The organism is Streptomyces sp. GESEQ-35 (assembly GCF_017948485.1).
Taxonomy (GTDB): domain Bacteria; phylum Actinomycetota; class Actinomycetes; order Streptomycetales; family Streptomycetaceae; genus Streptomyces.
In genome coordinates this window covers 293,438-313,850 of the sequence record NZ_JAFFSX010000001.1, presented here as the reverse complement: position 1 = coordinate 313,850, position 20,413 = coordinate 293,438, and the positions used below count along the sequence as shown (strand labels likewise).

20 protein-coding genes and 4 pseudogenes are annotated in these 20,413 nt (G+C 68.5%); 9 read left to right on the top strand and 15 right to left on the bottom strand.

All coding sequences use genetic code 11. From position 1 onward, the window contains the following. Positions 1-163: 163 nt before the first annotated feature. A complete protein-coding gene (locus tag KCH87_RS01475; RefSeq protein ID WP_210583414.1) occupies positions 164-937 on the bottom strand; it encodes a hypothetical protein in 774 nt (257 codons plus the stop codon). A 2-nt stretch (positions 938-939) separates the two neighbouring features. Between KCH87_RS01475 and KCH87_RS01470 the strand changes: the two genes are divergently transcribed. Continuing rightward, positions 940-1,317: a transposase family protein gene (locus tag KCH87_RS01470; RefSeq protein ID WP_247195538.1), complete on the top strand. Its 378-nt coding sequence runs from the start codon at positions 940-942 to the stop codon at positions 1,315-1,317. On the opposite strand, the gene KCH87_RS01465 is transcribed toward KCH87_RS01470, so the two are convergent. Further along, positions 1,267-2,157: a sigma-70 family RNA polymerase sigma factor gene (locus KCH87_RS01465; RefSeq protein WP_210583413.1), complete on the bottom strand. Its 891-nt coding sequence runs from the start codon at positions 2,155-2,157 to the stop codon at positions 1,267-1,269. The two genes, KCH87_RS01470 and KCH87_RS01465, sit on opposite strands and share 51 nt — an antisense overlap. A 74-nt stretch (positions 2,158-2,231) precedes the next feature. Between KCH87_RS01465 and KCH87_RS01460 the strand changes: the two are divergent. Continuing rightward, a pseudogene (locus KCH87_RS01460) lies at positions 2,232-3,467 on the top strand (MFS transporter); the annotation flags it as partial. Between the two features lie 249 nt (positions 3,468-3,716). Then, a pseudogene (locus tag KCH87_RS01455) lies at positions 3,717-3,869 on the top strand (IS5/IS1182 family transposase); the annotation flags it as partial. Positions 3,870-3,941: 72 nt separating this feature from the next. On the opposite strand, the pseudogene KCH87_RS01450 reads toward KCH87_RS01455, so the two are convergent. From KCH87_RS01450 to KCH87_RS01440, 4 genes and pseudogenes are all read right to left on the bottom strand, one after another. After that, a pseudogene (locus tag KCH87_RS01450) lies at positions 3,942-4,838 on the bottom strand (IS982 family transposase). A 101-nt stretch (positions 4,839-4,939) separates the two neighbouring features. Further along, complete coding sequence (locus KCH87_RS01445) at positions 4,940-6,538, bottom strand: MFS transporter (RefSeq protein ID WP_210583412.1); 1,599 nt, start codon at positions 6,536-6,538, stop codon at positions 4,940-4,942. 111 nt (positions 6,539-6,649) lie between these two features. After that, positions 6,650-6,979, bottom strand: coding sequence for a hypothetical protein (locus KCH87_RS48755; RefSeq protein WP_247195537.1), 330 nt, complete (start codon positions 6,977-6,979; stop codon positions 6,650-6,652). Beyond that, on the bottom strand, positions 6,949-7,617 hold the full coding sequence (locus KCH87_RS01440) for an FAD-dependent oxidoreductase (protein ID WP_308298719.1): 669 nt from the start codon (positions 7,615-7,617) through the stop codon (positions 6,949-6,951). Before KCH87_RS01440 ends, KCH87_RS48755 begins: the two co-directional genes overlap by 31 nt. Before the next feature lie 143 nt (positions 7,618-7,760). Between KCH87_RS01440 and KCH87_RS01435 the strand changes: the two genes are divergently transcribed. The 4 genes from KCH87_RS01435 (at position 7,761) to KCH87_RS50370 (ending at position 11,377) form a co-directional block, all read left to right on the top strand. Continuing rightward, entirely contained in the window at positions 7,761-8,339 is a 579-nt protein-coding gene (locus KCH87_RS01435) for an XRE family transcriptional regulator (protein WP_210583411.1), read from the top strand. A 160-nt stretch (positions 8,340-8,499) separates the two neighbouring features. Next, a complete protein-coding gene (locus KCH87_RS01430; RefSeq protein WP_210583410.1) occupies positions 8,500-9,372 on the top strand; it encodes a trans-aconitate 2-methyltransferase in 873 nt (290 codons plus the stop codon). A gap of 251 nt (positions 9,373-9,623) precedes the next feature. Next, positions 9,624-10,622 (top strand): RNA polymerase subunit sigma-70, encoded by a 999-nt coding sequence (locus KCH87_RS01425; protein WP_210583408.1) that lies wholly within the window; start codon positions 9,624-9,626, stop codon positions 10,620-10,622. 5 nt (positions 10,623-10,627) lie between these two features. After that, on the top strand, positions 10,628-11,377 hold the full coding sequence (locus tag KCH87_RS50370; RefSeq protein WP_210583406.1) for a DUF6069 family protein: 750 nt from the start codon (positions 10,628-10,630) through the stop codon (positions 11,375-11,377). A gap of 51 nt (positions 11,378-11,428) precedes the next feature. Here the strand turns inward: KCH87_RS50370 and KCH87_RS01415 are convergent, their stop codons facing one another. Beyond that, positions 11,429-12,058 (bottom strand): TetR/AcrR family transcriptional regulator, encoded by a 630-nt coding sequence (locus KCH87_RS01415; protein ID WP_308298718.1) that lies wholly within the window; start codon positions 12,056-12,058, stop codon positions 11,429-11,431. Positions 12,059-12,286: 228 nt separating this feature from the next. Here KCH87_RS01415 and KCH87_RS01410 point away from each other — a divergent pair, with 228 nt between their 5' ends. Further along, entirely contained in the window at positions 12,287-12,928 is a 642-nt protein-coding gene (locus KCH87_RS01410; protein WP_210583403.1) for a nuclear transport factor 2 family protein, read from the top strand. 447 nt (positions 12,929-13,375) lie between these two features. Here KCH87_RS01410 and KCH87_RS01405 read toward each other — a convergent pair whose 3' ends face one another. Beyond that, the gene (locus KCH87_RS01405; protein ID WP_210583402.1) at positions 13,376-13,939 is read right to left on the bottom strand and encodes a snapalysin family zinc-dependent metalloprotease; all 564 of its coding nucleotides are present in this window, start codon (positions 13,937-13,939) and stop codon (positions 13,376-13,378) included. A 389-nt stretch (positions 13,940-14,328) separates the two neighbouring features. Here KCH87_RS01405 and KCH87_RS01400 point away from each other — a divergent pair, with 389 nt between their 5' ends. Continuing rightward, positions 14,329-14,910: a thiamine pyrophosphate-binding protein gene (locus KCH87_RS01400; RefSeq protein ID WP_308298717.1), complete on the top strand. Its 582-nt coding sequence runs from the start codon at positions 14,329-14,331 to the stop codon at positions 14,908-14,910. Here the strand turns inward: KCH87_RS01400 and KCH87_RS01395 are convergent. From KCH87_RS01395 to KCH87_RS01375, 7 genes and pseudogenes are all read right to left on the bottom strand, one after another. Further along, positions 14,816-15,091 carry a hypothetical protein gene (locus KCH87_RS01395; protein WP_210584054.1) on the bottom strand — a complete coding sequence of 92 codons (276 nt, stop codon included), beginning with the start codon at positions 15,089-15,091 and terminating at the stop codon, positions 14,816-14,818. The genes KCH87_RS01400 and KCH87_RS01395 overlap by 95 nt on opposite strands. Before the next feature lie 95 nt (positions 15,092-15,186). Continuing rightward, the gene (locus tag KCH87_RS01390) at positions 15,187-16,041 is read right to left on the bottom strand and encodes a transferase (protein WP_210583400.1); all 855 of its coding nucleotides are present in this window, start codon (positions 16,039-16,041) and stop codon (positions 15,187-15,189) included. Continuing rightward, positions 16,038-17,303 (bottom strand): glycosyltransferase family 4 protein, encoded by a 1,266-nt coding sequence (locus tag KCH87_RS01385; RefSeq protein ID WP_210583399.1) that lies wholly within the window; start codon positions 17,301-17,303, stop codon positions 16,038-16,040. Before KCH87_RS01385 ends, KCH87_RS01390 begins: the two co-directional genes overlap by 4 nt. A 193-nt stretch (positions 17,304-17,496) precedes the next feature. Beyond that, a pseudogene (locus KCH87_RS48745) lies at positions 17,497-17,589 on the bottom strand (oxidoreductase); the annotation flags it as partial. A 41-nt stretch (positions 17,590-17,630) separates the two neighbouring features. After that, entirely contained in the window at positions 17,631-17,804 is a 174-nt protein-coding gene (locus KCH87_RS50665) for a response regulator transcription factor (RefSeq protein ID WP_374198945.1), read from the bottom strand. Positions 17,805-17,809: 5 nt separating this feature from the next. After that, the gene (locus KCH87_RS48740; protein WP_247195535.1) at positions 17,810-18,217 is read right to left on the bottom strand and encodes a hypothetical protein; all 408 of its coding nucleotides are present in this window, start codon (positions 18,215-18,217) and stop codon (positions 17,810-17,812) included. Continuing rightward, positions 18,205-20,316 carry an AAA family ATPase gene (locus tag KCH87_RS01375; RefSeq protein ID WP_308298716.1) on the bottom strand — a complete coding sequence of 704 codons (2,112 nt, stop codon included), beginning with the start codon at positions 20,314-20,316 and terminating at the stop codon, positions 18,205-18,207. The genes KCH87_RS48740 and KCH87_RS01375 overlap by 13 nt, the downstream gene beginning before the upstream one ends. Positions 20,317-20,413 lie beyond the last annotated feature (97 nt).

Below are 20,413 nucleotides of genomic sequence, written 5' to 3'. Positions count from 1 at the left end.
AGCTCCGTGCCGCACTACAGCGTCGCCGCATCCCGTATGCCATGGCCGTCCCGGTGGACGAGACGGTGTCCACCCATGGCACCGGGCCTCTGCGCGTGGAAGGCGGCCTCCACCTGCTGCTGGGCAGGTGCTCGATCTCCGATCCGATCTGGCGAACGTACTGTCAGGTCCTTGACGTGGACTGTCGTTCCTCGACGAGTTCAAACGTGACCCCAGCCATGACCAAGCGGTCGATCAGCGCGTCGCCCATGGCAGCAGCCGGCGTAACCGGACCGGCCGTCCGCGGCAGGTCGTCGAATGCGAGGCTCATCGCGGCTTCGCCGAGGATCTTGGCTGTTTCGGTGTAGCCGGGGTCGCCGCCGGACACTCGGCAGACCACGTGTCGGTCGCCACCGGTGCCGTGGAAGGTGACGGTGAACGTGCTCTTGGCGCGGACCTCCTCCGTCGGCCCCGCACCCGAGTCCTTCAACTTGAGCAGTACCGACCGCAACGGCTTGATCTGCGCACCGACCAGCAATGTAGTGACCAAGCCGATGATCCCGGCCGCAGCCGGAAAGCGGCGGGTTCCGATCCAGTGGCGGTACGTGAAGTCCGGTCCGTACCGGTCGAGCAGTCGGCCCGAGTACGCGATGTTCTGACCGTCGACACCGGGAAACGGCACGAGCCAGAGTCCGAAGCGGTGCGTCGGCCGCGCGCTCGGGTTCTGCGAGACGCGCCCGGTCGGTTGCCCTTCGAGGGCGGCACGGGCTCGGGCCGCGGCACGCCACTGGCGCAGGCGCGAAAGGTAGTTGACGACAGTGTGGTACGTGCCGCCGGAGATGTCCGCCGAGGTCTGGACGACCCCGTCGACGGTGATCGGTACGTCCTCAGGAAGATGCTTGACGGTGAAGTACGTACCGAGGTCGTGCGGCACCGAATCGAAGCCTGCCGAGTGCACCCATGGAGATCCTCGCTGATGCCGGCTATCAAGGGATGGGCGCGCAGACCGGCGGACGGGTGGTGACACCGCCCCATCGCAAGTTCAAGAAGAACGCTCCCGCCTGGTACGAAGAGCGGCACGAACAGCAGCGCCAGGCGCGCTCCTCACGACGTATCCGCGTCGAGCACGGAATTGCGCACCTGAAGAACTGGCGGTCTCTGGCCCGCCACCTCGGCCGTCGTGAGCACCTGAGCGACATCGCCCAAGCGGTCGCCGGACTGCTCTCAGACCAGCAGACTGCCACCCTCTCCCTGAGCAGAGCTGTTGGTGCTGGGCTGATGGTGTGCCTACCCGAGGCTGTTGACGAGCTGCTCGATGCGTGGCTGGTCGAGCAGTGAGTAGATCTGGGCGATTCGGCCGTGAGAGATCACGAAGGCCATGATCGAGACAGGCTGGTGGTCGGTGCGGACGATGACTGCCGCGCTGGCGTTTACTGTGATCGGCTGGAAGGTGGCCTCCGGGATAGCGAACGTCGCAGCGCGCCGTGTCACGTTCTCTGGGCCGCGGATCGTGGCGGTCGCGGCATGCCTGGTCGCCCCGCCGTCAGCGTGGAATGTGATCTCGGGGTGCAGCACAGTTAGGAGCGTGTCGAGGTCACCGTCGCGGGATGCTGCGAAGAAGGCGTTGACCACGCTGCGTTGGTTGGCCGGGTTGGTCTCAATTTCGGCCGGATCTACGGCGTGCACTCGTTGACGAGCGCGGCTGGCGAGCTTGCGGGTGGCTTCGGTCGAATTTCCTAGGATGGCGGCGATCTCGCTGAACGGCATCCCGAAGGAGTCGTGAAGCACGAACGCGAGGCGCTCGGGTGGCGTCAGGCTCTCCAGGACGATATGGAGCGCCATAGTGACCTGCTCGGCGAGAAGAGCCTGATCCTCTGGGTTCAGGGCCTGGTCCGGTCGCACGTGGAGTTCGGGCCCGATTGGGTCTGTCGGGCTTTCGGGGCGTGCGGCTCGGGCTCTGAGCTTGTTGAGACATGTGCGTGAGACGACCGTGGTCATCCACCCGTCGAGGTTGGTGACGGCGGCGATGTCTGTCGCACCGGGGCGGCTGAGGCGGACCCAGGCATCTTGGACAGCGTCTTCAGCGTCGGCGCTGTTGCCGAGGATCCGGTGGGCCAGTGCAGTCAGCCGTAGACGGCTCTCCTCGAAGTGTCGGCTGAGCTGTTCAGCAGGGTCCATCGGTCACGTCCTCGTGTTGCGGGGTGTCAGTGCCTATGACACGCGTACGACCGAGAACGTGACAGGAGCACGATGTGACGCCCCCGAACCAATCAGTGCCAACCCTGGGCGCCCGCCAACGACGACGGACGGCGCTGCTGGCGTTGTGTCTGGCAGGTTTCGTGATCCAGCTCGATGTCACCATCGTCAATGTCGCCCTCCCGACAATCGAGCATGAGCTCCAGGCGGCCCCCGATGCGTTGGAGTGGATCATCAGCGGTTACGCCCTCGGGCTGGCTGCGTTGATCCCTTTGATGGGCGCACTCGGTGATCGGCTTGGCCATCGGCCTGTCCTGCTGGCCGGTCTCGTCGTCTTCGGCTTCTGCTCTGCGGCAGCAGCGCTGGCCCCCAGCCCAACAGCGCTTGTAGGTGCTCGTGTCGGGCAAGGCATTGGCGGAGCAGCCATCTTGGCGCTCACCCTCGCCGTGCTAACCGATACCCACCCGCCGGAACAGCGCGGTCATGCGATCGGCTGGTGGGCAGCAATCGGCGGCATCGGCTTCGGAGCGGGCCCGATCGTCGGCGGCCTACTGCTGACGGCATCCGGCTGGTCAACGATCTTTTGGGTCAACCTCCCGATCATCGTCGTCACGGTCGTCTTGATTTGGCTGACGGTCCCGCGGGCCGCCGCAACCTCCGAGCCGCGGCCGCTTGACGTGCCGGGTGTCGTGCTCGCGTCGTTGGGCCTGGCAGCAGTCACCTTCGGACTGATCACCGCGACCGACATCCCCTGGGAGCCAGCGCGAACCCTGGTTCCGCTGGTCATCGGTGGGCTCGTTCTCGCGACATTCGTGCAATGGCAACGCCGCGCCAGCGACCCTTTGGTGCCGAGAGCTGTGCGCAGCAACTCAGCGTTCATCGGCGCCTGCGTCATCTACTTCACCAGCTACGTAGCCTTCAGCGGCACGCTCTACTACGTCACCTTGATGTTCCAGAACCTTCTCGGGTGGTCCGCACTTCACACCGGGCTGTCGTGGCTGGTGATGAACGCCCCGTTCCTGGTTGCCGCGCAGATGGCCGGCAAACTCAGTCAACGCTTCACGCCACGTGCCATCGTCACCACGGGCTGCGCGGCCGGAGCACTCGGTGTGGCAGCGCTGAACACCTTGACGCCAACCACCCCATTCGTCGTTGCGGGCATTGGATACCTGGTCGCCGGAGTCGGCTTTGGACTGCTGGTTCCCGGGATCACCCACGTGGCCATGCGCGACGTCTCTGGGCCTGTCGCGGGTGCTGCCTCGGCGGTGCTGAACGCCTCCCGCCAGCTCGGTACCGCTGTAGGACTCGCTCTCGTCGGCGCCATTGGAGCGGCAGTGACCCACCATGCCTGGGCCGTTTCGCGATTCGGGCACACGCACATTGCCTCCGGCTCCGTCGCCACGGGGAACCTTCACGGAGTCCCCTCTCCTATGCAGGCCACGGCCCGCAACGCGTTCGAGGTGGGCTACCACGTCGCCCTCGGAATCTGCATCGCGAGCCTCTTGGCCGGCGTGTGGCTTTCACTGCGGGCGTGCCGGCCGAAGTCCGTGAACAAGGCCCACGCCCGGATCCGCCGCTGCGGCGAACGCGCCGTCGCCACCCTCAAGACCTGGAGAATCCTGACCAAGCTGCGCTGCGGCCCCTCCCGGACGACCGCATTGGTGCAGGCCATCCTAGTTCTCCACCACGTCGAAAACCCGACCTGCCAAGGAGGAAAACGCTCCGCAGCCATGCCGACCGACCCTGGACGAGTAGTTCCGATGTGGTTAGTGGTCGAATGCGGTCAGAGACCGCAGGACGGGGGCACCGGACTTGTGGTTGTGCCAGATCGCGGCGGCCATCGGGAGAACGCGCTGGGCGACGCGGACGGCAACGCCCTCGAAGGTCGGTCCACCGTGCTGTTCCAGATCGAGCTGGCCCTTGAGCGTGTCATTGACCGACTCGATCAGCTGCCGTACCGACTTCAGTAGCGACTCGCCCTTGCGGCGCTTCTCCCGCTTGAAGGACGGGCGGAGTAACTCGGCGCCCCGGAAGGCGAGATCGGTTTCGAACTCCTTCGAGGCGAAGCCCTTGTCCGCGATGACGAGCAGGCCAGGCCGGTCTTCGGCCAGAGATGGTTCGCGGTCCAGCATCGCGGCCAGCACCTCCCGCTCGTCGATCTTTGGGTTCGCCAGCGCCCACGTGATCGGCATCCCGATCGGCGTGCACACCAGGAATAGCCGCAGGCCCCAGAAGAACCGCGAATGCGAGGCGCAATACCCGTATCCGGCCCAGCCGGCCATCTCCGACCGCTTCACGGTCGGCCGGGACATCCCGCACAGCACCGGTGTGGAGTCCACGATCCAGTGGTTGTCGAACCAGAAGTCCGTGTCCGTGGCCAGCAGTCGTATTGCTTTCTTGACCAGCGGCAACGCCGCGCGAAGCCCCTTGTTGTATCCGGGCCGCTGGGGCAGATACGGGAACATCGACGCGAGGTTGGTGCGGGCGAACCGCAGCCAGCGGGCCTACGAGGCGAAGCCCAGCAGAGCCTGCGCCACGGCGAGACACACCAGCTCGGAGTCGCTCAACTGCGGTGGTCTGCCCAGCCATCGGGTCTCCGTGATCTCGTCGTCGATCTTCACGTACAGTCCGGTGATGAAGGTGTCCAGGAGCTCGTTCGGCATGGGCGTCCCTGTTGCGACGTGCGCTGCTGAGCTGGGGTGTTAGGCATCGCGGTATCGCGATGCCTAACACCTGACGGATGATCCGCCCAGTTGTTACGCGGTCATCGGACGGTGACGGTCTCCGTGGTCTCCGCCTCGTCCGTGGTGGCGCGGTCTGAGCCCTTCGGCCCGCGAAGAGCGACGTAGATGAGCAGCACGCCCATGACGGCGACGCCTGCCCACATGGCCTGCTGCCAGCCGTCGACGAAGGACTGCTGCGCGCTGTGGATCAGGTCCTGGGCGTGGCTGCCAGTGCTCGGGGCCACCTCGACGGCGTTGGCGATGCCTTCGCGTGCGGTGACCGCGGCCCCCTGGGGGATGCCGCCAAGCTTGTCGTCGATGGCGCTGCGGTAGCCGTTGGCCAGGAGCGCGCCGAGCATCGCGACGCCCAGGGCGGTGCCGAATTCGCGGGTGACGTCGTTGAGGGCCGAGGCAACGCCCTGCTTGGCGCGGGGCAGGGAGCTGGTGATGGCCTCGGTGGAGGGCGTCATCGACAGGCCCATGCCGATGCCCATGGCGAGCATGCCGGCGAGGATGGACAGGTAGCCGCCGTCGACGGAGACGAACAGCGCCATCAGCGCGAGGCCGAGGGTGGACAGGGCGATGCCCACGGTCATGGTGGAGCGGGCGCCGATCTTGGCGGCCATCTTGGGGGCCAGGCCGGACGCCATCATCATCATGATGGCCATGGGCATCATCGCCACGGTGGACAGCAGGCCCGACCAGCCCAGCACGGCCTGGAAGAACGGGAAGAGCACAACGGCGATACCGGCCTGGACACCGAAGACGACGAGCAGCGTGATGGAGCCGCCGGCCAGGCCGCGCTCACGGAAGAGGCGTACGTCCAGCAGGGATGCCTCGCGGCGGTGCAGCTCCCAGGCCACGAAGACGATGGCGGCGACGACGCCGACGGCCAGGCTGATCAGGGAGACGGGGTCGGTCCAGCCGCGCTCGGGGCCTTCCTGCAGGACGTAGATGAGTCCGATCACGGCAATGGTGGACACCCATGCGCCGATGGTGTCGAAGGAATGGGTGGAGCGTTCGAGGGAGTTGGGCACCGACTTCAGGGTCATCGCCAGCGCGACGACGACCAGCACCACGGGCAGCACGAACAGCCACCGCCAGTCCGCGACGTCCACGAGGAACGCGGAGAGGAACATGCCCAGGATGCCGCCGCCTCCGGCGACGCCGGTCCATACACCGATCGCCTTGCCCCGTTCCTCCTCGGGGAACGTGGAGGTGATGACGGCCAGCGTGATCGGCATGATCATCGCGGCGCTGACGCCCGCGGCCACACGGGCGCTGATCATCACTGCGGCCGACGGGGCGAGCCCGGCGACGACGCTGGCCGCGCCGAAGATGATCAGTCCGGTGATCAGCATGGGCTTGCGGCCCAATCGGTCACCGATCGCACCGAGCGGCAGCAGCAGGGCGGCCAGGGCAAGGGTGTAAATATTGATGATCCACAGGACAGTGGTCTGCGAGGCGCCCCACTCGACGGCCATGTGGGTCTGGGCGACGTTCAGACCGGACACCGACGCGATGACGGCCATCAGCGCGATCGACACGGTGATCAGGATCGCGCGCAGCTGACGCGCATCCGGCGTACCCCCGCCGCTTACTGGCGCGGCCGCCGCCTGTGGAGGCTGGCTGCTACTCATGATTTCCTCTCAAAAAGGGCATGCAGAATCAGCGCCGGAACAGGGCCGGTCGCCAAAGAAGGGTGGAACAGGGGACTCGTCGCGCGGACCGCTGGCTGCGGTCCGCGCGGATCAGGCCGAGGGGCAGGCGGGGGTGTTCGCGGCCTGGGCGGCGGCGAGGGCCGCGTCGGTATCGGCGGTGGCCAGCAGAGCGTTGATGTGGGATCCGGCCAGGGCGCCGGCCGCGGCGGACGCACCGACCTGCGCGGTCAGATCGGTGGCGTTGCCCGCCACCCACACGCCGTGGACGTCGGTGCTGCCGGCCATGGCGGAGGCGAAGCGGCGGCCCATGTTGCCGGGCAGGTCATCCATCGGCAGCTTCAGCCCGTCCAGGCCCTCGGTGCGGGCCTGCAACTGCGTGGCCACCGCGATCACGCGTCGGGCGACGAAGGTGCCGTCCACCAGGCGCAGACCGGCAGGCCGCCGCCCTTCTCGACAACTTCCTGTACCTCGGTCTCGACGATGCGGATGTTGCGGGCGGCGAACCGGGCGCGCGTGTCCTCGTCCAGGTCGGTGCCATTGGTGAAGTACACGAGGTCGTCAGTCAGCTGACGGAACAGCAGTGCGTGGTGGAGGGAAGCGGGGCTGGTGGCGAGGATGCCGATGGGCTCGTCGCACACTTCCCAGCCGTGGCAGTAGGGGCAGTGCACGACGCTGTGGCCCCAGTGCTCGGCCAGGCCCGACACCTCGGGCAGTACGTCGCGCAGGCCGGTGGCCGCCAGGACGCGGCGCGCGGTCACGCTGCGGCCGTCGGTGAGGGTTACGGTGAACCGTAGGTCACCCTCGACCGATTCAGGCGGGCTCGGCGGAGGCGACTTCACCGAAGACGATCCGCCCGCCGTATTCGCGGACCTGCTGGCGTCCGCGCTTGAGGATCTCGGGCGGCGGGGTACGTCCAGGACGATGAAGCCGTGCATTGCTGCGGCAGTTGCGTTGCGCGGGGTGCCGCTGTCGATCACGACGACCGAGCGACGCGAGCGTGCGAGCATCAGCGCGCCGTTCAGGCCCGCGGCACCGCCGCCGATCACCACCACGTCCACGGTCTCGGCTGGGCAGGGTGTCGCTCTCGTAGCGGGAAGTCTGCGCAGACATGTCGCGCCCTTTCGTCGTACCTGGCCCCCGTGCTGGACCATCTGTATTCGACGTTAAGCCCGCATTGCAGCAAGGGCATACCTTGTTGCCTATGACGCAAGAAGATGGGGCGCTGGACAGCCTCGTACGCAAACGGATCCGCGCACTGCGCGTCGCACAGGGCTGGTCCCTGGAAGAACTGGCCACCCGCGCCAACTTCAGCCAGTCCTCGCTGAGCCGGATCGAGAACGGACAGCGCCGCCTCGCCCTGGACCAGCTCGTCACCCTCGCCCGCGCCCTGGACACCACCCTCGACCAGCTCGTGGAGAACGCCGCCGACGACGTCGTCATCAGCCCGATGATCGACGGCACCCACGGCCTGATGCGCTGGCCCATCAAGGGCGACCCCGGCATGAGCGTCATGCGTCAGCGCATGACCGAGCCGCCGCCCGACAATCCCGCCCGCATGCGCGCCCACCCCGGCCGCGAATGGCTCGTCGTGCTCTCCGGCACCGCGATCCTCATGCTCGGCCACCGCCGGTTCCGCATCGAGACCAACCAGGCCGCCGAGTTCCCCACCATGATGCCGCACGCGGTCGGAGCCGAGGGCGGCCCGTGCGAGATCATGGGCATCTTCGACCGCGACGCCCGCCGCGGCCACCAACGCGACGCAGGCGAGACCGGCGAGTGAGACGGCCGGGCAGGGCCCCTGCGAATAGCACCCTCGCGAGTACGGAGTTCCGCCGCCACATGAGGGATGATCTTGCGCGGCGGGCAGCGCATCAAGCCACCTGTTTGCGTATCCCGCAAGGAGTCGTGCGATATACGCATGGGGTGCCTACGGTGATGTCATGACCCCAGCGCATGAGCACACCCCCCACCACGGCGGCTCGCACGGCCACCACCAGGAGCACGACGACAGCGGCCAGACGGAGATCCTCGACCTGGACGCCGAGGTCCTCGCCGAGCACATCGCATCCATCACCACCTGGCTGCCGCTGAAGGTCGAGCCGCGCCAGATCGTGGACCTGGGCTGCGGCACCGGCGCGGGCACCTTCGCGCTCCTTGAACGCTTCCCCGAGGTGCACGTCACCGCGGTCGACGCCTCCGCCGGCCACCTGCAGCTCCTGCGTGAGAAGGCATGCGCCCGCGGCGTCTCGGACCGGGTGCGCACCGTGCAGGCCGACCTCGACACCAGCCACTGGCCCGACCTCGGCACACCGGACCTGGTGTGGGCCTCCGCGTCGATGCACCACATGGCCCACCCCGACCGCGCACTACGTAGCGTCCACGAACTTCTCGCGCCGGGCGGGCTGTTCGCCGTCGTCGAGCTGGACGGCTTCCCCCGCTTTCTGCCCGCCGACGCCCCTGAAGGCCGACCGGGACTTGAGGAGCGCGCCCACAGAGCGGCCGACAGCTTCCACGCTGAACACGTCCCGTACCGCGGCGCCGACTGGGGGCCGATGCTGGCCGCCGCCGGATTTACCCTCAAGGACGAGCGCACCATCACCGTCAACATCGAGGGCAACCGCAGCGAGGCCATCGGCCGCTACGCCCACCGCAGCCTGCAACGCATCCGCGGCGCCGCCGCACCCGCACTCAGCCCTGAGGACCTCGCCGCCCTCGACGAACTCCTGGACGTCGACAGCCCGCACAGCATCCTGCACCGCGACGACCTAGCCGTGCGCACCGAGCGCACCGTCTGGGCCGCCCGCCGCACCTGACCCCTGAGCTGCCCGGTTGCCTGCCGGGCAGAAGCCGCTGCGCGGTGCGACCCCCATCCAGTCGGAGCGGCTCGCGGCTCCGCCAAGCACCCGATCAAGAATCTCGCTCTGCATCGGCTGCAACAGCGGCCCTGCTATCGCACGCTCACGCCATGCTTCGAGCCTTTCGGAACTACTCATCTAGTGATGAGTTTTCGCGGCCCCACCCGTCACACCTACGACCGGACACGACGAGACGGAAGGATGACGTGATGAGTGCGGACAGGCGGCTGGAGGAGCTGGGCGTGAGCGGTCTGGGTGAGGTCGACGAGCCGGCGTTCTCGGGGCTGGCGGAGCGGCACCGGCGGGAGTTGCACGTGCACTGTTACCGGATGCTCGGGTCGTTCGAGGACGCCGAGGACGCCGTGCAGGAGACGTTCCTCCGTGCCTGGCGGCGGCGGGAGACCTTCGAGGGGCGGTCGACGTTCCGGGCCTGGCTGTACCGGATCGCCACCAACGCCTGTCTGGACCTGCTCGCCAAGCGCCGCCCGGAGCCCGCGACCGGCGGCGAGGTGCTGTGGCTTCAGCCCTACCCGGACCGGCTGCTCGACGAGCTGCCCGCGGGCGACGCGGACGAGCCGGAGACCGTCGCCGTCGCGCGGGAGACGATCGAGCTGGCGTACCTGGTCGCCGTCCAGCACCTCGCGCCGCGCCCGCGGGCCGTGCTGATCCTGCGGGACGTGCTCGGCTGGCCGGCGAAGGAGGTCGCGGGGCTCCTCGGGGACTCCGTCAACTCCGTGAACAGCGCGCTCCAGCGGGCCCGCGCCGGCATGCGGGAGCACCTGCCCGCCGAGCGGCAGGACTGGACCGGCGGCGAGGAGGACGCCGGGACGCGCGAGCTGGTGCGCCGCTATACCGACGCCAGCGTCGCTACGGACGTCCCGGCGCTCGCCTCGATGCTGCGGGACGACGTCCGCTGCTCGATGCCGCCCACGCCTGGCCTGTACGTCGGCCGCGACGCGGTGGTGAACGACTGGGTCGAGAGCGGCTTCGAGGGCATGAAGGGCCTGCGCACCGTCCTCACCTCCGTGAACCGGCAGCCCGCCGTCGCCTTCTACCTCTGGCAGAAGGAGGAGGGCGCGTACCTGCCGCTGACGATCGACGTCCTGCGCGTCACCGGCGGGGCGATCGCCGAGATCATCACGTTCCACGACGACCAGTTCCCGCGGCTCGGGCTGCCGGAACGCCTGCCGGCGGACGGCACGGAGTAGTCCCGGTGTGGACGCTCACGCTGCGCGGTGGCGCGCGTGTCGCAGTGGTCGCGGCGGAGTGGTACGACGCGTTCGGCGTCGTCACCAGCGGGCGGGTGCAGCTGGAGCTGCGCGACGGCGATCCCGGGCCGGTTCTCGGACGCGACGCCGGGTTCTGGCTCCGCGGCACCGGCGTCCGCGCCCTGCGGAACCCCGGCCGTCGCACGGCGAGGGTGCGCATCGTCAGCCCACAGGGCCAGGACCGTCACATGCCAGTCAGCGCACCCCGTACCCCAGTTGCCGAAGGATGGAGGAACGACATGAACAGAATGAATGACACCGGGGTCGGCGCAGGCCCGGCATCGGGCCGGACGAGCCACACCCACGGACTCCGCGGGCTCGCCGGCACCGGCTTCATCGCCACGCTCGCGGCCATGGTGGCCACCACCCTCGCCGCGGCGCTTGCCCAGGCCGTTGGCGTCGACTTCGAGGTCCCCGATGGTGGCGAGACGATCCCGTTGTCCGGGTTCGCCGTGGTGACCGGCTTCTTCTCGGTCGTGGGCATCGTCGTTGCCGTCGCTCTTCTTCGTTGGAGCGCTCGCCCCGCCGAGCGATTCGTGTGGACGGCGGTGTCGCTGACCGCGATCTCGTTGGTCCCGCCCCTCCTCTCCGGGGCAAATGCCGTCACCACCACCGCCCTCCTCGCACTTCACCTCGTCGCAGCGTCGGTGATGATCCCCACCCTGGTACGGAGCCTCCGCACCCGGACCGATTGACGATCCCGCAACTCGTTTGAGCTGTTTGGATTCCGGTGGCTTTTGGCCTGGTCAGCGGCCGACGGCGGCGTCCCCGCGGAACGCTCCAGTCACCACGGGGACCAGCTGCCGCTCGATCTGCTCGGCGGACATAGCGGCCAGCTCGGCGCCGATGGGTGCCAGCGCGAGCCAGTTCAGCAGGCCGGCTGCGCATCGCGTACGGAAGATCAGTTCCTGCTCGTCGACTCCGGGAAGGTTCGCTGTCAGCACCCGGAGGGCCTCCCGGCGACTCTGGTCGAACTTGCCGGTCAGCCGCTCCCACCCCTGGGGCGGTTCGATGCCGACACGCGCCACGGTCCGCATCACGGCCAGGTCTTGTCCACCGGCCGCCAGCGCGCGCACCATCGGCCCGGCGAAGGCTGCCGCCAGGTCCTGGAGTGTCGAAGTGGAGTCAAGCGGATTGAGTGCCTGGATCTGCGCGTCCAGATACTGCTCCAACGCGTGCTCTATCGCCGAGTCGCACAGCGCCTTCAGCGACCCGAAGTGGTAGCTCACCGCAGCGACGTTGGCTCCGGCGCGATCTGTGATTTCGCGGAGTGTCACGCCCTCCTGGCCTCGTTGCGCGAGTAGCTCCAGGGCGGCCGTCTGGAGGCCGTCCCGCGTGCGCTGACCGGCCTCTCGGCGCAGGTCCGTCTTTTCCACCCGTACCACGGTATGAACTCAAGCACCTGCTTGAGTTCATTGTCAAACAGCCGTCTCGCGGATCGAGGCACTCGTGCTGGAGCTGCGGCGCGAACGAACAATTCAAACATTCGCTTGACAATCTGCCGCCGCCTTCATTCTGTAAAGCGATCGTTTGATTTGTAAGGACGCCGAGAGACCGTTGCGACGGATCTCAGATCCTGAGAACCAACCCAGAGGGAGCACGACATGAAGTTGCTCAGGCAGAAGACGATCATCGCCACGGCCGCGATAGCGAGCCTGGGTGGCCTTGCCATCGCCGCTGTGCCGTCACAGGCCGCAAGCCCCGTCGTCAGCAGCACGAGCACGGAGGTCCGCGCGGACCTGAGTCCTCGCGAGCTGTCGAAGCTGCCGCTCACGGACCGCCACCTGACCAAGCACGAGAGGGAGAACCTCGCCGTCGTCCTGCGCGCGTACCACGTGGCGGAGGGCGACAGTCTGGACGTCAACGCGTTCGTCAACAGCTTCACCAAGGACGGCGTCTTCAACGACGTGGTCGCCGGCCAGGCCTACCAGGGCGAGGCGCTCGGTGGCGTTCCGACGTACATGGCCAACCTCTTCCCCGATGTTCACCGTGAGCTCAAGAGCATCACCGTGAACGGCGACGTGGTCAGCATCGAGCTGGCGATCCAGGGCACGTTCAAGGGACCGCTCCAGTCCCCGGCGGGCACCGTCAAGCCGACCGGCGCGAAGGTCGACGTGCCCACTGCCGACTTCTGGTACCTGGACAACGGCAAGGTCGAGAAGTTCAACTGCTACGTCGGGTACACGGCCATGTATGCCCAGATGGGCGTGAACCTCGACTGGGCTTCGGCGGTCGACCCGAGCTGAGTCGTTCCCCGGCTGGTGAGGCCGGCAGTATCGGCCGCGCATCACCCGCCGGGTTTGGTTGCCGGCACGCCGGACCACACAGGGACGTGCGCAGATGCTGTCGTGGCATCGGCCGGGCGTCAGCTGGATCGCGAGGGACCGGCCGAGGGCGTGACCGTCTGGTTCGTCCGGCCTGTGGGGCAACTGCCGTGCGCCGCGAGGCGAATTGACTACACATCTCAGCCGCACTCACGAAGTGGATCACCGTCGTGCTGGCCGCCGACCTGCCTTACCTGCACGCCTTCGCGAACGGCCCCGAGAGAGCACTCCCGCAGTAGGAGGCACGACGGGCGAACGCCCGCCTGGGGGGCGCAGGCGGGCGTTCGTCTGTGGGGGCGCTCGTCTTGAGCCTGTCCGGCGTGAGCAGGGCACCGGACGTACGCCTCACGTGTCAGGGTGCGGAACGCGTCAGTCCACGATCACCTCGCCACGCATCGCCGGGGCTCGCCCGACGAGCACACTGCCGAAGTTCCCCTCGACCTCCGCCTTCTCTGCCCCGTTCGGATACGGGTTCGTGCACGCCGTGCCCGCGCTGGAACCGGACATCAGACTCGAGCACGGTCCGGGCTTGCGATCGGGCAGGCCCAGGATGTGCCCGAGTTCGTGGGCGGAGATACGAATTGTGTCGTAGCCCTGGTCGACGGCCTGGCGCCCGATGTAGACGGTTCCGTTGCCCAGAGTGGTGGGCAGGGCGCGCGGCCAGCCGTCATCCGCGAGGACCCGTATGTTCGCGCTCTGCCCGGCGGCGGCCGATCGTAGCTCGACGGCGTCGACACTCTCGTTCCAGATTGCCGCGCCCTGGTCGACAGCGCTCTTGAACTCCGCGGAGCCGCTGGCGTCGTAGGTCAGGACACGGGCTGCCAGAGGGGCATCCGACGTGTCGGAAGGAGCGGCCGTGGCCTGGCCACTCGTCAGGGACAAGGACACCACCAGGGCAGCGGCCAGGCCGCCGATCAGCGTACGTACGTGCATGCTCGACCTCCTTTTGGGGGAAGGGTAGTCGTGCTCATGACATTCTCAGCTCACACTGCCCCGTTGGGGTGGAGCTGAATCCGTCAATCCGACGTGGTCGCGGCCGGTCCCTGTCTTGGGGCTGGACGCCAAGGGAGAGGGCTCGGGAACTGTGGAGTTGCCCGATATCGGACACCTGGCAGATTCTTTGTCTCTGGTTCCTAAGCTCCTGCCGCTCAACACGGGCCCGCCGCCCCTCCCTTACCAGGTGCTCGTCATCAGTGGCCTCCGTCTGGCGGCCCGCCACGGCATCACCGAGGCCATCCGGTGGGCCGTCCGATGAATGACCAGAGCGTTCACCATCCTCGGCCTCACTTGGCAAAAGACCATTTTCTGAGCATTTGTTGCGGGTGTTGAAACAAAGCAGCGTTGACACGGTGTTCTGCGTCCCCGGAAGCGCCATCGGCCCATTACTGGATCGCACCCTGACCGACGCGGACCTGCGGCTCGTTGTGGCGCGGCACGAGTCGGGCGCGGTGGCCATGACGGACGGCTACGCGCGCGTGACCGGCAGGCTGGGTGTCGCCTTGGTGACCAGCGGGCCTGGAGCCTTGAATGCCCTGCCCTACCTGGAGGTTGCCCAGGCGGACGGTTCACCGGTACTCCTGATCGGCGGCGCGGTGGCCCGAAGTCATCACGGGCGCGGCGGCTTCCAGGAGGGGGCCGAGGACGGGGTGGACGTGGTCGGTGCGTTGGGGCGGTGCGTTGGGGCGGTGCGCCAAGTAGGGCAGGAGATAGGCAATTCCCACGCCGCCCCGCAATTGGTCGACAATGCTGTGCGTCACGCGTTGACCGCCCCTCGCGGAGCCGTGCACCTGAGCGTTCCCGTCGACCTGTTCACGACAAGGCCGGGTACACGATCGACGACGTCGACTTCCTCGTCGTCAACACGCCGGTCGCCTGGTTCGCCGCGTTCTGCGCCAGGGCAGTAGCCAGCACGGGCAGAATCAAGTCGGGCGACGTCGTCGTCCTGTTCGGGATCGGCTCGGTGTCCGCGGCCGGAGCGGGCGTCGTGGTGTGGGGTGACGACGTCGCCCTCGGCCCCCACCCTGTGTCCGGCTGAACCAGCACGGTGCCGGGGGTCGAGCAGCGCGAGATCGTCCTTCCGGCCATCGCGTTGCGATCACTCCCGAGCGCTCGGCAGTCCACGCGCGATGACCGATGCGGCGAAACGGCGGCACAGCACGGCCGGGCGCCGGGCGGCGCGGTCACTCGGCAGCTGTCACCTCCACGGAGAGGTCGTTGTCGACCGTGTAGTAGGGACGCACAGTGACACCGCCGACCGCGGCCGACGGATAGACGAAGATCGCCTTGCGGTCCGCCACGTCGTCAAACAGACGGCCGATACGGATGAGAGGGGCGCCCTCGGCGGTTTGAGCCTGAACACTGATGTCCCAGACGCGGCTTCCGGTGGCGTCGGCGGCGACCAACTCTTCGTAGTCCACGGTGAAGGAGAATCGCCGGCCGGTGCTCTCGGCCTGTGGCTCCCAGGTCCGTACAGCGCCGTTGGGACCCCTCGCGCGCAGTCGTACGACGGCTCCCGCGGAGAGCGTGGCGCCGTGCAGCCGCGCCTTGACCGTCATCGAGTGGTCCGTCACGTCGATGCCCTCGACCTCGGCATGGGCAGTGCGCAGCCAGGCCCGTACCGCGAGATAGCCATCCTTGGTGGCGTACGGAACCCGCACCGCCACCGGCGACGGCCAGTCACGGGTGTGTCCGTCGACGAGGGCTCGCAGGTCCCGCAGACCGGGGCGGACCCGCTGTCGCGGCGCTCCCGGTTCGAGGAGCAGGTACACGTCCCACCGTCCCTCGGAGAGAGGGTGCTGCGGCTCCAGGACGGCGCGCAGTCCGCCGCCGTCCACCGCTTCGACATCTTCGACATCGAGGACGTGGAGGGTTTCCTCGGGCTGTCCCTTCTTGGGGCGCAGCCGCAGGAGCAACTGGGCCGACTGGGGGTCTGGTGCCTCAAGTGTTGGAAGGTGAAAGGTGATTCGGCCGTCCGCGTCGGCCGTGCAGTGGGCACGGAGCTGAGCGTCAGGTGTCGTGGCTGGTTCCCTGTTCATCGGCGTCCCCTCCGTACCGTGCGCAGCGCACTGCCGGCCGCCGTATGGGCGGCGTCTCGCGCGGCAAAGCCCCGGCTGATCAGGGCGCGATGTATCCGTCCGCCTTCCGGCGCGACCGGTCGCCCGGCGCTTCTCGCCGATATGGCCTCGCCGATCAGGCGCTCGGCCTGCTCCACGACGGGGACCGGGGCGAAGCGTTGCGCGTTCTCCATGGCCGTACGGCCCATCCGTCGGCGTCGCTCGTCGTCACCGACGAGTTCCAGCAGGGCGTCGCCCAGCGCCTCGCGGTCGCCGACCGGCACCAGTCGGCCGTCGACCCCGTTCTTGATGATCTCGCCGGGTCCGTGCGGGCAGTCGGTGCTCACCACGGGCAGTCCGCAGCGCATCGCCTCGACGATGGTCATGCCGAACGGCTCGAAGTTGGACGCGGCCGCACCGATCGAGCCCTTGACCCACTCCGCCTCCATGGGCGCGGCCGCACCCATCAGAAAGACGTTGTCGCTCAACCCCAGGCTCTGGATGAGCTGACGCAGCCGGGCCTGTTCCTCTCCCTTTCCGTAAATCCGCAGTTGCCAGTCCGGGTGTTCGGCGGCGACCCGGGCGAACGCCTCGACGAGCAGGTCGTAGCGCTTCACCGGAACCAGCCGACCGGCCGCGACCACCACCTTCGCGGTGCCGTCCGCGGCAGGCAGCACCGGATCGGGGACGCTGTTGGGAAGCACCTCCACCCTGACGCCGGGCAACCGCATCTTGCGCCGGTAGGCGGCAGCATCCGCCTCCGTGACCGTGGTGAGCACGTCGAGCCGGCGGTAGGCCCGGCGCAACGTGGTGCGCAGCCATGGTGAGTGGTTGTCGAGGGTGAGGTGCTCCTGCCCGATGCGGACGACATGTCGCGGGGCCTGAGACGCGAGATGCACGTTGAGCCCCGGTCGAGTGCCGATGACCACGTCGGCGTCGGTCGCCGCAAGGCACTCGCCGATCCGCTCATCGGTCAACTCGCTGTACTGCTGGTACCGGTACTCGGAGGCAGGGAACACTCGCGCCGGTCTCAGATGAAGTGGATGATCCTTTTCCTGCCGCAGGTCCACCAGCGGTCGTAGGGAAACTCTCGGGTCCAGGGTGAAATTCGGGTGTTCCCGATGGCGCAACACCGAGACGATCTCCACATCGTGCCGTGCGGCCAGTGCCTGGGCCAGATTGAAGGTCGTGGTGATCGTGCCCCCGATGCCGTAGGCGTTGTGTATCAGGAAAGAGATCTTCATAGTGGACTAGACCTCGTCAACCCCCTCCCCGTTGCCTGGCATTATCGCTTCGTTCTCTTTCCCGTCACACTTCGGACGGTCGTCAGCCGGAGTCGACGCTTGAGGCTGGGGCGACGTTTCGGTGCCCCGGTCTGTAGTCACCGATAGAAGATGTGCAGAGCCACCACGCGGATTCGTTGGCTGCTCGCCTGGTCGGCTCGTGCGCTGTGCTCGACAGGACGAACCCGATGGAACCCCCGTCACCCAGTTCGGCGGCGGCCGCTCGGGCGAGCCGTACCCCGCCCAGGAGCAGGAAGGGTGTCTGACCTGTCTGTTCTTCTGCGCCTGTCAGGGCGTGAGCAGGTCGGCGAGTTCTGTTCGGGAGCTGATGCCGAGCTTGGGGAACGCGCGGTAGAGGTGGTGGCCGACGGTGCGTGGGCTCAGGAACAGGTGCGTGGCGATTTCGCGGTTGGTGGCGCCGGTGGCCGCGAGGCGGACGACTTCGCGCTCCTGGGCGCTCAGGCGGTTCAGGGGGAGTCGGTGGCGTCGGACGGGTCGTGGGTTTCTCCGGCTGCCTGGAGTTCCGTGCGAGCGCGGTGGGCCCAGGGTCGGACGTTCAGCTGATCGAAGATTTTCAGTGCGGTGCGCAGTTGGTCGCGGGCGTCGATTTTGCGGCGCGAGCGGCGCAGCCATTCGCCGTAGAGGAGTTGGGTGCGCGCCCGATCGAAGTCGTTGCCGCCGGTGTGCAGGTCCAAGGCGGCCAGATAGTGCTGCTCGGCCTGTGTGTCCGGGCTGGTCAGGGCCGCGCAGCGGTGCGCTTGGGCCGTGAAGTGGAGCTGTCCGAGGTCGGCCGCCCATGTCATGAGCTGGTCCGCGGGTGCCCGCGCGACTTCCGGATGTCCGGCGCGTACGGCCGCCTCGATCAGATCCGGCAACAGATGCCGGGCCAGGAAGGGGTGGCCCGCCGCCTGCCGGGCCGCCTCCAGATGGCCCAGCGCGTCCTGCGCCCGCCCGAGGCCGAGGTCGAGCAGGCCCAGCGCCCACAGCGCCTCCGCCGCGCCTCGTCCGACCTCGCGCGGGCGGGTGTACTCCAGTGCCTGTTCGGCCATTTTCCGGGTCTGTACCTGTGCTCCCCTTGGACGGCGGCCAGCACCGCCAACAGGGCACGCAGATGGGCTGCTCGGTGGTCCAGGTCGTAGCCGTCGGCCAGCCGGAGCGCTTCGGTGGCGTGTGCGTGCGCGTCGTCGAGCCGGCCGAGCGCCAGCTCCACCTGGGCGCGCAGATGCAGCGTGGTGGGCAGCCATCCACCCATGCCCTGCTCGCGGCAGTGGGCGACCGCCGTGTCGGTCAGTTCGTGCGCCGTCGCGTGATCGGCCATCAGGTGGCAGTAGATCGCGGTCACCAACTGGTCCATCAGCCCGACGTCGGCGAGGCGTCCGGCCCGTACGAGAGTGTCCAGGGCCCGGCGCGCGCCGGGCAGGTCGCCCGCAAGGAGGTGGGCGGGCACGGTCAGGATCGGCAGATGGGGTGTGCGGACGCCGATCTCCACCATGAGGGGTGCGTCGCCCGCGCAGAAGGCCGCATGGATGGCGTCGGTCAGCAGCGGCGCGAGCTTGTCGGGGCGGTCGGCCGAGATCGTGTCCGCGCAGTCGACGAGGATGCGGGCGGCCCGGCGGGGGCTGCCGTAGCCGAGCTCGACCACGGAGCGTACGCGGGCGAAGTCCGCCGCCATCCCCGGGTCCCGCAACGGCAGTGGCACCTGGTCGGTGAGAGCGCGGCACCGTTCGTCCTGGCCGGCCTCGCTCGCCTTCTGCGCGGCGGTGATCAGGCGGCGGGCGTGCCGGTGCGGATCGGCGCTCAGGCGGGCGGCCCGCTCGTACGCCGCGGACGCGGACGCCATCGCCTGCCTGCTTCCGGCCCACTCGGCGACCCGTTCCAACTCCGCGGCGACCTCTTCGTCCGGGCCGGTCGTCGCGGCGGCCAGGTGCCAGGCGCGCCGGTGCGCGTGCTGAGCGCCGTCCAGGTCCGCCGCCAACGCCCGGTGCGCCGCGATCCGCCAGGCCAGCGGGGCCTGTTGGTAGGCGGCGAACCGGATGAGGGGGTGCCGGAAACGCAGTTTCTGCGCGGAGACGAAGACCAGTCCGGCACGCTCGGCGGGCTCCAGATCCCTGACCTCCCCGTCGAGCCGGCCCGCGGCTGCCAGCACGGTGGGAAGGTCCCCGGTGTCGTCGGCCGCGGCCACCGCGAGAGTGCGCTGCGTCGCGTCGGGAAGGCGGCGGATCTGCTGTGCGAACGCGTCCTGGAGCCGATGGGGCAGCTCGGGCCGCGCCTCGGCCGGCGCCAGCGGCCCCAGCTGTCCGGCGCGCTGCGCCGGGGTCAGCGCGGCGGCCAACTCCCGCAGCGCCAGCGGGTTTCCCTGCGCCTGGTCGAGGATGTGCTCGGCGACCGGGGGAGCGAGGCCGGGCAGCAGCGCCACGGCCGACCGCCGGTCGATGCCGGTGACGTGTACGCGCGGCAGCGCTTTCGATCCGCTCTCCGGCGAGGTGCCGCGGGTGGCGAAGAGCATGACGATGCCTTCGTTCCGCAGCCGCCGGGCGGCAAAGGTCAGCGCGTCCCCGGACGGCCGGTCGAGCCATTGCAGGTCGTCGACCAGGCACAGCAGGGGGCCGTCCGTGGCCGCCTCGGACAGCAGCGACAGTGTGGCGAGCCCCAGGGTGAGACGGTCCCGTACGGGCTCGTCGCTCAGGCCGAAGACGGCGCGCAGAGCCCCGGCCTGCGGTCCCGGCAGCCGGTCGAGTAGATCGAGCACCGGCAGGAAGAGCTGATGGAGCCCTCCGAAAGCGAGCTCCATCTCCGACTCGATGCCCTCGACCCGCAGCACGCGCACGCCGTCCGCGTGGGCGGCCGCATGCTCAAGGAGAGTGGTCTTGCCGATGCCGGCCTCGCCGTGCAGCAACAGTGAACTGCTCGCTCCGCGCCGAGAGTTGGCGAGCATCCGCTCAATGTGGCGTCGTTCCTCTGCACGCCCCTGCACCGTCCGCCCCCCGCCAGCAACCGAGCATCATGATCGACACTGTACGTCGGGGGAGGGGTGATGCCGCAACGGGCCGTCCTCAGGCGCCTTCGAGCAC

Coding starts and splice junctions, on each gene's coding strand:
- KCH87_RS01470 (WP_247195538.1), top strand. CDS start 940: ATGGAGATCCTCGCTGATGCCGGCTATCAAGGGATGGGCGCGCAGACC.
- KCH87_RS01465 (WP_210583413.1), bottom strand. CDS start 2,157: ATGGACCCTGCTGAACAGCTCAGCCGACACTTCGAGGAGAGCCGTCTA.
- KCH87_RS01445 (WP_210583412.1), bottom strand. CDS start 6,538: ATGAGTAGCAGCCAGCCTCCACAGGCGGCGGCCGCGCCAGTAAGCGGC.
- KCH87_RS01435 (WP_210583411.1), top strand. CDS start 7,761: ATGACGCAAGAAGATGGGGCGCTGGACAGCCTCGTACGCAAACGGATC.
- KCH87_RS01430 (WP_210583410.1), top strand. CDS start 8,500: ATGACCCCAGCGCATGAGCACACCCCCCACCACGGCGGCTCGCACGGC.
- KCH87_RS01425 (WP_210583408.1), top strand. CDS start 9,624: ATGAGTGCGGACAGGCGGCTGGAGGAGCTGGGCGTGAGCGGTCTGGGT.
- KCH87_RS01410 (WP_210583403.1), top strand. CDS start 12,287: ATGAAGTTGCTCAGGCAGAAGACGATCATCGCCACGGCCGCGATAGCG.
- KCH87_RS01405 (WP_210583402.1), bottom strand. CDS start 13,939: ATGCACGTACGTACGCTGATCGGCGGCCTGGCCGCTGCCCTGGTGGTG.
- KCH87_RS01395 (WP_210584054.1), bottom strand. CDS start 15,091: ATGGCCGGAAGGACGATCTCGCGCTGCTCGACCCCCGGCACCGTGCTG.
- KCH87_RS01390 (WP_210583400.1), bottom strand. CDS start 16,041: ATGAACAGGGAACCAGCCACGACACCTGACGCTCAGCTCCGTGCCCAC.
- KCH87_RS01385 (WP_210583399.1), bottom strand. CDS start 17,303: ATGAAGATCTCTTTCCTGATACACAACGCCTACGGCATCGGGGGCACG.